Source organism: Pelovirga terrestris (assembly GCF_014773365.1).
GTDB classification, from domain to species: Bacteria; Desulfobacterota; Desulfuromonadia; order Desulfuromonadales; family Geopsychrobacteraceae; genus Pelovirga; species Pelovirga terrestris.
Genome location: NZ_JACWUN010000026.1, coordinates 1 through 11,440 on the forward strand (window position 1 = coordinate 1; position 11,440 = coordinate 11,440).

An 11,440-nucleotide genomic window follows, 5' to 3' on the forward strand; every position below is an offset into this window, starting at 1 on the left:
AGCGGGACTGTTCAGTTACATAGAGCAGTTCCATCGTTTTCAACACACTTCGTGAACCGCCGTATACGGAACCGTACGTACGGTGGTGTGGGAGGACGGCAGGGGCGACCCTGCCTCCTACCCGATTAAGGTCGTTCAGGGCGACCGTGAGTTCGTCGATTTGAGAGGCTAAAAAAGGTTCCAGGTTCTCTTGCAGAGTTTCCACGGCACCGTCAAATTCGCTCATCATCAAGTTGCCACCCGCCGGACCTTCATCGATATAAGACTGTGCCATTTTTTTACCAATACGGTAATAGGCGTCAAACTCACTACGGATCTGCTTTACGGCATTCAGCATGGCAGTGTCATTTTCTGAACGGAACATCTGCTCAAATTTGTCGAGCCCAGCCATGAATGACAGGTAGCTTATCTCGGCTTCGTCAAAGCCATCATTGAGCCCATCCAGTGCGCGTGTTGCTGATATATCTGTAAGCCATTGCTGAACCTGTAAGGTGTCGTAACTCATCTGTTGGGCCAAGAGGACGAAAGGCTGAGTGTCTGTCAGGATATGGTTGCTTTTGTTTTCGACGGCGACACTGAAGCTAAAGGTCCAGGCTCCGAAGGCCACAATTGCGACAAAGATCAACGCAAAGCCTAAACCGATTTTTACCCCCAGTTTCAAATTGTTCATGTGGATCCTCCATTGCCCTTTTTTAAGGGGCAAGCTTGCGGTTAAACCGTTTTGATTTCTTCGAGTTTTTCATCTTCAAGCAGGGCCCTGCGCGAAGGACCGCAGCTGCATAATGACAAATTATCCTGACTTGTTTGGTCAGGTGATTTTGGTCTGAGACAGGCAGCTACTCGAAACCCTGCCTGCCAAGGGTGAACACAGGGTGATTATCCTCCCGCTTTTTTCACCTTGAAGCCGCGTTGCTGTAGTAGCTCTAACAGCAGATCGCGCTGATCCCCTTGAATTTCAACGATTCCCTCTTTAACCGTGCCGCCGGTACCGCAGCGTTGCTTCAGTTCTTTGGCCAGGTCTTTAAGCTGTTGCGGTTCCAAGTCCAGGCCGGTGATCAGGGTGACCCCCTTGCCTTTGCGCCCTTTGGTTTCGCGCTGGATGCGGACGCTGCCATCGCCTTTGGGCGCTGCCGGTTTTTTGGTGCAGCGGCACTTTTTTTGTGGCTGAGCACATTGCGGACAGAGTCGTCCAAGTTGGTCGGAGTAGACAGGTCTGCTATTGCTCATGAAATGTCCTTCAACTCACAGAGGGCACAGATACGGACAAATTCATACAGGCCGGATTCGGGATTTAAGAGGGGAACGGTGCGAAAATGCTGCCGGCAGGAGATCTTGTAGCAGCGGCTGCAGGCAATCCCTTCTTCCGAAGTCGATCGGTAGTTGCAGATATGACACATCCAGGCTGAGGGGTCTTCAGTCATGATCGTTTCGGCTTAAGCTCCGGCGATATAACGGTACACCACCAGAAAGTGAAACAGGCTGCCCGCCATGACAAACACATGCCAGACAGCATGAAAATAGCGAACCCGATCTTCCAACGCGTAGAAAATCAGCCCAAAAGTATAAAACAAGCCGCCTGTCAGTAGCTGCAGAAAACCGCTGATGGAGATTTTATCCAGCAACGGGGCAGCCAGGACCAAAGCCAGCCAGCCCATAAGCAAGTAGATGGTAACAGGAATGTTCCGCCGCTCGTCCGTACGGGGAATCAGCTCATAGATGATGCCGATCAGGGCCAATAACCAGACAATGCCAAAGACCACCCAGCCGCGTACGTTGTTCAACAACACCAGGGCAAAGGGGGAATAGGTTCCGGCGATCAGCAGATAAATGGCCAGACAATCAATTTTTTTGATGGTGCGTTTGAGCCGCCCATTAACAGCATGGTACAGCGCCGAACTGGTATAAAGTATCATCATGCTGCCGGCGAACAGCATGAAACTGACCTGGTGCCAGAAACGGGTCTCGCCATCCAGCAGCAGTACCAGGCCGTAAACAGACACCAGTGCCGCAACGGCGTGCAGCGTGCTGTTGAAGATTTCCTCGCGCTGTGATTGATTGGACATCAGGGAATCATCACGGCGCCAGGGAGCGGTTGTCGAATGGTCATGTGGCGCAGAACTCTTTGACCTTGTCGGCGAGCAGGCGCCCTTGTTTCAGGGCCAGATCCAGCTCGATGTCGGTCGGGGCGCCTTTCCATTCAATCGGCTCGATGAATTCCCATTTGAGTTTTTCGGTCAGCTGATCCAGTTCGCGCTGAGCGCCGCCGGACCAACCGGCTGAACCGAAACGCAACACCTTTTTGTTCCAGATTTTTTTGCGCCGGAACATATCCAGCACCCAGGCCATGGGCGGGAACATCTCATATTCATAAGTCGGCATGCCGAGGATGATGCCGCTTGATTTCCAGGCCGACGCCAGGATCAAGCCGACATGATCGTCCGGTACCCGGTGAACATGGACCGGCAATCCGGCACTGCGTACGCCCTGAACGATGTTGTTGACCAGTTTTTCGGTGTTGCCGTACATGCTCGACCAGATCACCGTCACTTCGGCTTCAGCCGGCCCGTTCAGGTAGCCGGCAAAGCGGGTATAGGAATCGATAATCGCTTGCGGGTTTTCGCGCCAGATAATGCCGTGGGACGGGGCAATCACCTTGATGTCAAGGGCGCTCAAGCGCTGGATTCCTTTGCTGACAAAGGTCGAAAAGCTTGAAACAATATTGGCGTAGTAGCGCAACGCTTCGTTGATGAAGAAATCGTGCTGTGAGGTAGACAACTGGTCGTCAAAATAGACGTTATTCAGGGTGCCGTAAGAGCCGAAAGCATCGCACGCAAAGAGCGTGCCGCTGCTGCTTTCATAGGTCATCATGGTTTCCGGCCAGTGAATATTGGGGGTTTCGTAGAAGGTCAGCACCTTCCCCTTGCCGAGATCAAGGGTGTCGCCATCCTTGATGACCTCGACGTTGTTGTCAATACCACAAAAATCCTTGAGCAATTGTTTGGCCTTGCCGGTCAAAAAGATTTTCATGGCGGGGTTGCGGGCGTGGAAAACCGGCAACCAGCTGGTGTGGTCAGGCTCCATGTGGTTGAGGATCAGATAGTCGATACCCGCGGCGTTGATACCGATAGATGCCATTTCGGCATCAAAATCTGCCGGTTTATCACCGACATCTTCAAGCAGATCGATCAGGGCGGTTTGTTCACCCTGGACAATATAGGAATTGATGGAAATGCCGTTGGGCATCGGCCACATCCCCTCAAAAAGCTTGTAGCTTTCAAGGTTGACCGGTAAGCAGTAAATTCCTTCGGTAATTTTGACAGCTTTCATTTCTCACCTTCTTGGCTATGGATTAGTCTGGAGGATGAATTCTTTTCTCCACCCGTACGCCTCGCTCACCAGATACGGAAGACGCCTGTTTCTTTATGAATTATTCAGTGTCCTCAGGGTTGAATGTTTTGTGGGCTCAATAAATAGCTTGGATGAAGTGAATATCAAGAATTGTTTGTTTATCTGTAGCAATTTTTGCCCTGTTATTGCCACAGGTTCTCCGGCTCGCTGCTTAACAGACAGGTTTATATTTACCCAAAATGGTCACCCATTGCAAGTTTTTCAGGGTGGTCGCGGTCGTGTTTGCGGGATGGTCGTAGGTGGGTAGATAAATTTTTTCTTCTCAGATGTCATTTTTTGGTTTATTAAATTTTTATTATCCAGTATAAAGAGTAGCAGATTCTTATTTCTCTATGCTAATTAAAAAAAACTCTTTGTTGCGGATGCCCTCAAAGGGTTACCTGGATACCTTCTTTATCGTGAAGGTGTTTGTCCTGCGCAAAAACAGCTTATCTCAGGAGTCAAGACATGGCGACAATGAAGCAAGGCTTGAGGATTCGTACCAAGCTGATGATGATGGTTCTGCTGCTGGTATTTATCTCTATCTTTATCGGAGGTGTTGCCTTTTACGGTGTTCAGCAGACCCTCGTGCAGTTCAGCAACCAGATCACGGATGAAATCTCCTTGATCCATTCTGCTGATACCACGACTGCCAAAGCCAGACGGTATGAAAAGGAATTTTTTCTGTTTTCCAGTATCCCCAAGAACGCAGATGTGGAAAGAAGACAGGCCAATTATCTCAGCCAGATGAACGCCACTTTTGATGAACTGTTGCCGATCCTGGGCCGTTTGGGCAATAGTGGCCTGGACCAGGTCATTGATGAACAGAGCCTTGCTAGCCGGGCGGTTGCGTACGACCTTATCGAGGCACTAAAGCAGGATCTCATCATTGTGCGAGAAGCGGCCGAACCGCTGGGTACGGCGCTGATGGCAGGTAAAACATTTCACCAGGCTGAGGCGGAATACGCCGTTTATCGTGATGCCATCCGCAATCTGGAAAACAGAATCAAGGATGCGATCAACCATTTGGAAGGAATGCTTGCCCGGCAGAAGGTTGCTTCTGCTGCTTATCAGAGCAACTTGTTCAATACCCTGATATTACTTGGCGGCGGTATGATTTTGGTTGGTATTTTCGTCGGCTTATTCGTCTCCAATCGTATTACCACGCCACTACGGAATCTGATGCAGGGGATTACGGCTATCAGCAGGGGCGAGATTGTTGAAGTTGAGATTACCACTAGTGATGAACTGGCTGAGATTGCTCAGGTCTTCAATGAAACGATGAATCGGATCAGAGGGTATATCAAAACAGATGAGCAGCGACTGGCTACCGAAGCCAACGTCATCAACTTTCTCGAAGTCGTCAGTGAAGCGGCCGATGGCGATTTTACCCTGCGCGCGCCGGTTACTGAAGACGCCTTTGGTTCGATTGCCGATGCTTATAATCTGATGGTTGAGAGTCTGGCGGAATTATTGACGGACACCACCAGCAAGGCTTCTGAGGTTGGTGATGAATCTCGCCATCTGCTGGAAATTTTCAACAAGATGAAAGAGGGGAGTAACAATCAGCTGCATTATGTGTCGGAAGCTATCGAGTCTGCCGACGAAACAATCAGCTCGGCAACCCAGATTGCAGAAAAAACAGATCTGGCCCGGCAATCAGCGAACCAGGTCGAGTCGGCGACCAGCCTCGGTAACGAGCGGGTTAATCTGAATATCGAAGGGATGCAGCTGATTCGGGTGACGGTACAGGTCATCAATAAAAAGATGAAATCTCTGGCCGAGCGCCTGCAGGAAATCGGTACGATTTCGCAGTTGATCTCTGATGTCGCGACCCGTACCACCATTCTTGCTATGAATGCTTCTATCGAAGCTTCACGCGCCGGTGAGCAGGGACGGGGATTTCTGGTTATTTCCGACGAAATCAAGCGCCTTGCCGATGAAGCATCAGGTGCGACCCGACAGATTGGTGGTATCATCAAGGCCATCCAGTCTGAGGCCAACGATGTAACGACAGCGCTGGAAGAAGAAACCAGCACCGTTGAGGATCAGGCTCGTCTGGTTATGGAAACGGGTGAAGCTCTGGCTGCTATTAAGGACGCAACCGACCAATCAAAGCATATCGTTACCCAGATAACCAGCCTTTCTCAGGAGCAGTTGAGTGTTTCCGAGAAGATGGTGAATTCCATTCGCAAGATGGCAGATATCACCGACAGCAATACGGGTCTGATCAATGAATCTGCTCTGATCACTGAAGGACTCAGTGGCGTATCGAAAGGATTGCTGACATCCTTAACCCGATTCCGTCTGGGGACAGATGTCGAAGCTGACACGCCAGTGCTGCATCTTAAGGCATCGAACGACTGACCCGCGGTTTATCGGGATTCGGTTGAATATTAGATACAAAGGCCGCACTACCCAGCTCAGGGTAGCGCGGCCTTTGTGTTTGTAGCGCTTAAATAGACTCGTTTATGCGATTGGGACAACAGTAGTGCCGGAACCTAAAGCTTTTTGTGTTTCCTGATAACATCAAGCAGATCTTCCTCGTCAAAGGGTTTTACCAGGTAGTCTGTCGCCCCCAGTTCGAAGGCTTCTTTGCGATGATGCTCGCCGGCTCTGGAGGTGAGAACTGCAACGGGTATGTTCAGCCCCCGGCGGCGAATTTCCCGTAAGAGATCATAGCCATGCAATATCGGCATTTCCAGGTCGGTGATGATGGAGAAAACATCTTCATTGTCCAGCTTGTCGAGGGCGTCTTCACCGTTGACGGCGGTCAACACCTTATACCCACGCTTGGTCAGGATCATCGCTGCATATTTGCGCACACTCAGGGAATCATCAACAATCAAAACGTGCGGTACCACCGGGGTCTGGTTTGAGGAGGTGAAGGAATTGCCGGCGATTTGCAGATTCGTATGTCTCATCCGTGCCGGGTTGACAACCAGGCGCATGCTTCCGTCCCCGGCCAGGCTGGTTCCCGAGAAATAGACAAGTTCTTCGAGAAAGGGCCCAAAGGGCTTGATAACAGTATCTTCCTGACCATAAATAGCATCGACCAGAAGCATGATCGGCGCCCCTTCGGATTGTGTCACGATGCCTAAGCCGGGGGGCGCTGCTGGATCGTGCTGCAACTGCAACAGTTTGGCCAGGTCGATTCGCTGGTAACGCTCAAGTGCATCATCCTTCTTGGCCTGTTCGGCTAGATTGACAATTTCACCAACCAGCGCAGTTGGTATCACCATGGTCTGCTGACCACAGTCAAAGCGAACGACATTGACGATAACCAGCGACAGCGGCAGACGCATCTGAAAACGTGTCCCTTTGCCGGGCTTGGTCCAGACATCAATCGTGCCATTGAGCCCTGCCAGTCGATCCATGACGACGTTCATGCCGACGCCGCGTCCCGACACCTTGTCAGTCACCGCCGCAGTGCTGAATCCGGGGCGGAAAATAAGCTGAATCAGTTGTTGATCCGAGAGTTTGTCGCCTGCCGAAATGAAGCCTTTTTCAATGGCTCGGGCGCGAATTCCCGCAATGTTGATGCCGCGGCCATCATCCTCAATAGAAATTTCAACCGTGTTGCCGCGGCGTTCAGCTTTCATCCAGATTCTTGCCCGTTCCGGTTTTCCCTGTGCCAGGCGGTCCGCGATGGACTCAATTCCGTGAGCAAAGGCATTTCTAATGATATGTAGAAGCGGTTCGAACAGGCGATCATAAATAACCCGGTCAATTGGCGTCTCGCCACCGGAGATGAATAGATCGACAGGTTTTCCGACGTCTTCAGCGAGATCGCGGATCGTACGATTGAAGCGCTGAAACAGCTCGCTTACAGCGATGGTACGGGCGGCGGAGATTCTTTCCTTCATCTCTTCGTTGTTGCGGTGAAGGGTACCCACATCACGGGAAAAAACGGCAAAGAATTCTGTCATTTCACGCAATGCTTCTTCTATATCATTGGTGATTTCACGCATCTTTCGCGAAAAGAGGTTTAGTTCATCGTAGCGGTCAAATTCAAGTTCGTTGAAACTGGCGTCGACACCGGTGTGACCGGAGGTTGGCATAGTATAATCGTAGCGCTCGGAAAATTCGGTGACCTCCTTGATCAGGCGCCGTCCGGCGAGACTGACTTCATCGCGCATACCCTCCAGAACCGGAACACGGTTCATCAGGTGATTCTTGGTGACGGTAAACTCACCGACCAGGTTAACCAGGGCATCAATTTTATCCATACTGACGCGAACCACACCGTCTTTTTCTCCACGTCGTGGCCACTCACGGCGTTCAGGGCCCCAATAGTTTTCATCGTCCGAAGTTGTATCAGGCGCAGGGACCTGCGCTTTTGGCTGGTTGCGGACGCCAGGCGCGGGGCTAGATGGTGGTTGTTGGGCAAGGTCAGCCGCTGCCAGCCGTGACAGAGTCGTTGAAACTATATCGGCGGGGAGATCCAGCTTGTTTTTGTAGCGATCGATGATCTCTTGCATGTTATCCAGGGCGAACAGCATGGCGTCTATGTGAGGGCGGCCGAGTGCGAGGTTGCCGTCCCGCACTTTTTCCAGCAGATCTTCCATGGTGTGGGCAATGCTGCCGACTTCCGTGACCTTGACCAGATTGGCAGATCCTTTGAGGCTGTGAACCGCTCGGAACATCTGGTCAATCCAGGTTGAAACGGCTGCCGGATCATTTTCCAGGGCAAGTAATCCGGATTCCAGGATGCCGAGGTGTTCTTGTGCTTCTTCAAGAAAGAAACCAAAGACCTGATCAATCACATTCATGCGCTTAGCCTTTTTAGCCGATGTTGATCAATAAATGTCGATAGATCAATTTCTTCGCCGACGCTTTTTTCCGATAGATAGGGCACCCCTTCCGCAAGAAAAGCGACTTTTTCATCACCCTTCTGCGCCACAACCAGTCGCCAGGTTTTGCCAATCGTTTCTGCGCCGGCAGGATGAAAGGCGGACATGTCGATGACCGGCATGACCTGACCGCGCAGGTTGACCAACCCCTTGACGTGAGTGGGGGCCAGGGGCAGGGGAAGTAACGGGCCGATGTTGGAAATTTCAACCATATAGCGGATAGGCAAGTGATATATTCGTCCGCACAGTTCAAACACCGCGCAGATATAATTCCGCCGCAGATCGAAATTCCGCTCAGGTACTTTCTCTGCTGTCGGCAATCCTGGTGCCGCTGGTGCCGCCGGCGCTTGTGGGCTGACATCATCACCGCGGTCAAGAGCGACCGGGTTGGTGTCTTTGGGCGGTGGCGACAGATTCTGGTGCATCTGTTTAGCAGGGGGCGCTGGATCCTTGAGCGTCCCGGTCATTTCAGCTTCGAGGAAAGGCTGATGATCCGGAAAATGGTTGCTTAAAACCAGGAGATCAGGATCTTCGGCAAAGGGATCTGTGGTGACAATAGCGTTTGAATCTCCGCAAACCAGGGTGGCGGTACCAATATCCAGCCCTGATTGGGAGGCAACGCCAAGTGCGAAAACTCCGTCGTCAGCAAAAGGATCATCGACCGGATCCAGTGCCGCTGCCCGTGCCTGCAATGCAGCAAGATCAAGATACCTTGCTGAATATTTATGCAGCGATATTTCCTGGGGAGCGACCGGAGAAACCGGCACCACCTGCTCCAGCAGAGTCAGGGCTTTATCGACAAGATGTTGCGGTTCCGGTTGCGCCTTTTTTGCCGCAGCGACAATATCGGCAAGCAGCTTTATGACTTGCTGCAGAATCTCATGTTCGGAGTGAGTAATTTCTGAACTCAGCAGGTCATGCTGTTCCAGTATTTTTTCAATATGCCGAGTGATCTTGTTAATTCCTTTAAAATTAACAAGTTGTGACGTTCCCTTGATGGTATGAGCAGCTCGGTACGCAGTTTTTAATTCTTCTCTGGTCTGCAACGACTGCGCACAACGGAAGAAATAATCGCTCAGAATGCCCAGGTTGACCTCGGCCTCTTGTAAAAATATGGGAATTAATCGTGGGTTCACTTCCATTTGTCCGCCTTTCAACCGCCCTTGATCCTGAGTAGCCCAACCCTGCGTAACGCGTAGCAGATCCTTTTGGTTTCAAGCCGATCGAGGTGACTTTCGGCGACGATTTCTGCGAGGGATTTTTTGCCGTCGATCAATGCAAAAATTTCCAGTTCCTGCCGTTTCAGGTTGATTGTGTCAAAGGCATCTTCATTGCTGATCAGGCGCACCAGAACCATGGACTCATCCTGGAACTCTGTTGCGGCTAAGCGGCGCTCGTCCATGTGTCTGAGCCCCTCCATGAGAACATTGATAAGAGGGACACGGGTTGTTATGTCACGCAGGTGGAAGGGCAGGGGATCGCGTTCAAGATAAAAATTACCTTCCTTGGCTTCCAGTATCGTGCTGAAGGCCTCCTGGGCGTGGATCTGCAAGGCTTCCATCAACTGAGTCTCGGTGATCAATTTCTTTTCAACCAGTATGCGACCAATTGGTATGTGTCGCTCGCGGGCCTCAACGATGGTCTCACTAATGGCACTGCCTTCAATTTCCAAGACCTTTTGTTTTCGCAAAATGTCAGTCAAAAAGGGTTGCTTGCTCCATTTGTTGTTACAGATGGCAAAAACCAGCTGACCGTTTTCAATGTACACTTCGCCGAACATTCCCGGGTAAAAAACCGTCAGGCGTCCGGAAAGCCGTGAATTGTAGATGAAATTGACGACATCGGCCAAAGGAACCTCGGTTAGATTACCGGAAAAAACCAGGCTTCCCGTCTTGACCAGTCCCGACTCACAGAGGATATCGTTCATTGTGCCGCGAATCAGCAGCGGAATATCTTTTTTGAGATACTGCTGAAACAGTCGGTCCACCATTTCAATCAGGGGTGCGGAGTCCATTGTGCTATCCGGACCAGGAGGTTGCAACGGTTCCTCAGCCGGGTCGTCTGTCGTGTCGCTACCCAATACCTCGTTCAATTTATCAATCAATTCCTCCGGTTCAAAGGGCTTGGAGAAATAGTGCAGAACACCATATTTCTGCTCAAAGGTTTTGCCGACAGATTCCCCCTTGGAAGAAATGAGAATGATCGGAATGTCCCGTAGCTTGTCGTCTTCTTGAACTTTCTGACAAAAAACGTGGCCATCCATCTTGGGCATGATGTAGTCAACGAGGATGACCGCCGGACTAACCTGGCGCGCCAGTTCGAGGCCGGCCTCACCGTCTTCCGCAGTATAAACTTGGTAGCCGTTCTGGGAAAGAATCAGCTCGCCCAGCCTGCGCACGGTGGGTGAGTCGTCGATCAACAATACGTTTACTGCGTCATTGCCCATGATAAGAAACTCCGATGGAAGTAAAGCTAGTTGAGAACCTTGTTAATTTCTGCCAGCAGCTGGTTTGGCGTGAAGGGTTTTGTGATATAGACATCAGCCCCTTGTTTTTCGCCCCAGAACTTGTCGCTGTCTGAATCTTTTGATGTTGTGATGATGACCGGTGTCCCTGCCGTCTGTGGATTGCGTTTCAGGGAGCGGCAGATTTGAAAGCCATTTTTTCCCGGCATGATGACATCAAGAATAAACAGATCAAACTTTTCGCGCTGCGCATGAGCTTCAGCGTCCTCACCATTACGCACACCGACATACTGGTGAGCAGCATTCTTTAATATGTCTGCCAGGTAGGCGTAATCTGTATCACTGTCTTCGGCGAATAGTATCTTTGCCATGTCCAATCCTCCATCTAGGTCCGATGATTATGAAGTTATTAACAGCAAACAGCCAAGGCAAAATGGCGGCGTGCTCTTGATGCGAATTTGTAGAATCTAATACATTGTTGCAGATAGATCAAACAAATAAACATCCTTGTGTGAATATATATCCATTGCGCGGCCAACCTGACGCGGTATGGAGCTGCTTTAAACGCGAAAAGGGCTATGCGACCGGGGTCGGCATAGCCCTTATTACTATGTGCGCCCGGCAGGGCGCGTGGTGCTCAAGCACCATCCATTTGGCTGTGGTGACCAAATGGTGACTTGGAGGTGAAAGTCCTCTGCGGACCCTGATGACGGGAACCGCTAGCCGAACGGCAAGG

At 50.9% G+C, this 11,440-nt stretch carries 9 protein-coding genes and 1 pseudogene; 1 reads left to right on the top strand and 9 read right to left on the bottom strand.

Annotation, left to right across the window (positions count from 1 at the left end):
• From ICT70_RS14505 to ICT70_RS14525, 5 genes and pseudogenes are all read right to left on the bottom strand, one after another.
• Positions 1-670: pseudogene (locus tag ICT70_RS14505) on the bottom strand (hypothetical protein); the annotation flags it as partial.
• A 206-nt stretch (positions 671-876) separates the two neighbouring features.
• Entirely contained in the window at positions 877-1,227 is a 351-nt protein-coding gene (locus ICT70_RS14510) for a translation initiation factor Sui1 (protein WP_191157901.1), read from the bottom strand.
• Positions 1,224-1,421, bottom strand: coding sequence for a hypothetical protein (locus tag ICT70_RS14515; protein WP_191157903.1), 198 nt, complete (start codon positions 1,419-1,421; stop codon positions 1,224-1,226). The genes ICT70_RS14510 and ICT70_RS14515 overlap by 4 nt, the downstream gene beginning before the upstream one ends.
• A 12-nt stretch (positions 1,422-1,433) precedes the next feature.
• On the bottom strand, positions 1,434-2,063 hold the full coding sequence (gene trhA / locus ICT70_RS14520) for a PAQR family membrane homeostasis protein TrhA (RefSeq protein ID WP_191157905.1): 630 nt from the start codon (positions 2,061-2,063) through the stop codon (positions 1,434-1,436).
• Positions 2,064-2,103: 40 nt separating this feature from the next.
• Positions 2,104-3,327 (bottom strand): FprA family A-type flavoprotein, encoded by a 1,224-nt coding sequence (locus ICT70_RS14525; RefSeq protein ID WP_191157907.1) that lies wholly within the window; start codon positions 3,325-3,327, stop codon positions 2,104-2,106.
• Positions 3,328-3,855: 528 nt separating this feature from the next.
• Here ICT70_RS14525 and ICT70_RS14530 point away from each other — a divergent pair.
• On the top strand, positions 3,856-5,754 hold the full coding sequence (locus tag ICT70_RS14530) for a methyl-accepting chemotaxis protein (RefSeq protein WP_191157909.1): 1,899 nt from the start codon (positions 3,856-3,858) through the stop codon (positions 5,752-5,754).
• Between the two features lie 134 nt (positions 5,755-5,888).
• Here ICT70_RS14530 and ICT70_RS14535 read toward each other — a convergent pair whose 3' ends face one another.
• The 4 genes from ICT70_RS14535 to ICT70_RS14550 are packed head-to-tail and all read right to left on the bottom strand — an operon-like array spanning position 5,889 to position 11,075.
• On the bottom strand, positions 5,889-8,159 hold the full coding sequence (locus ICT70_RS14535) for a hybrid sensor histidine kinase/response regulator (RefSeq protein WP_191157911.1): 2,271 nt from the start codon (positions 8,157-8,159) through the stop codon (positions 5,889-5,891).
• Positions 8,156-9,382 carry a chemotaxis protein CheW gene (locus tag ICT70_RS14540; protein ID WP_191157913.1) on the bottom strand — a complete coding sequence of 409 codons (1,227 nt, stop codon included), beginning with the start codon at positions 9,380-9,382 and terminating at the stop codon, positions 8,156-8,158. Before ICT70_RS14540 ends, ICT70_RS14535 begins: the two co-directional genes overlap by 4 nt.
• 11 nt (positions 9,383-9,393) lie before the next feature.
• The gene (locus tag ICT70_RS14545; protein WP_191157915.1) at positions 9,394-10,686 is read right to left on the bottom strand and encodes a response regulator; all 1,293 of its coding nucleotides are present in this window, start codon (positions 10,684-10,686) and stop codon (positions 9,394-9,396) included.
• A 26-nt stretch (positions 10,687-10,712) separates the two neighbouring features.
• On the bottom strand, positions 10,713-11,075 hold the full coding sequence (locus ICT70_RS14550; protein WP_191157917.1) for a response regulator transcription factor: 363 nt from the start codon (positions 11,073-11,075) through the stop codon (positions 10,713-10,715).
• Positions 11,076-11,440 lie beyond the last annotated feature (365 nt).

Excerpts from the sequence above, each read along its gene's own strand:
- ICT70_RS14510 (WP_191157901.1), bottom strand. The coding sequence starts at position 1,227 with ATGAGCAATAGCAGACCTGTCTACTCCGACCAACTTGGACGACTCTGT.
- ICT70_RS14515 (WP_191157903.1), bottom strand. The coding sequence starts at position 1,421 with ATGACTGAAGACCCCTCAGCCTGGATGTGTCATATCTGCAACTACCGA.
- trhA (WP_191157905.1), bottom strand. The coding sequence starts at position 2,063 with ATGTCCAATCAATCACAGCGCGAGGAAATCTTCAACAGCACGCTGCAC.
- ICT70_RS14525 (WP_191157907.1), bottom strand. The coding sequence starts at position 3,327 with ATGAAAGCTGTCAAAATTACCGAAGGAATTTACTGCTTACCGGTCAAC.
- ICT70_RS14530 (WP_191157909.1), top strand. The coding sequence starts at position 3,856 with ATGGCGACAATGAAGCAAGGCTTGAGGATTCGTACCAAGCTGATGATG.
- ICT70_RS14535 (WP_191157911.1), bottom strand. The coding sequence starts at position 8,159 with ATGAATGTGATTGATCAGGTCTTTGGTTTCTTTCTTGAAGAAGCACAA.
- ICT70_RS14540 (WP_191157913.1), bottom strand. The coding sequence starts at position 9,382 with ATGGAAGTGAACCCACGATTAATTCCCATATTTTTACAAGAGGCCGAG.
- ICT70_RS14545 (WP_191157915.1), bottom strand. The coding sequence starts at position 10,686 with ATGGGCAATGACGCAGTAAACGTATTGTTGATCGACGACTCACCCACC.
- ICT70_RS14550 (WP_191157917.1), bottom strand. The coding sequence starts at position 11,075 with ATGGCAAAGATACTATTCGCCGAAGACAGTGATACAGATTACGCCTAC.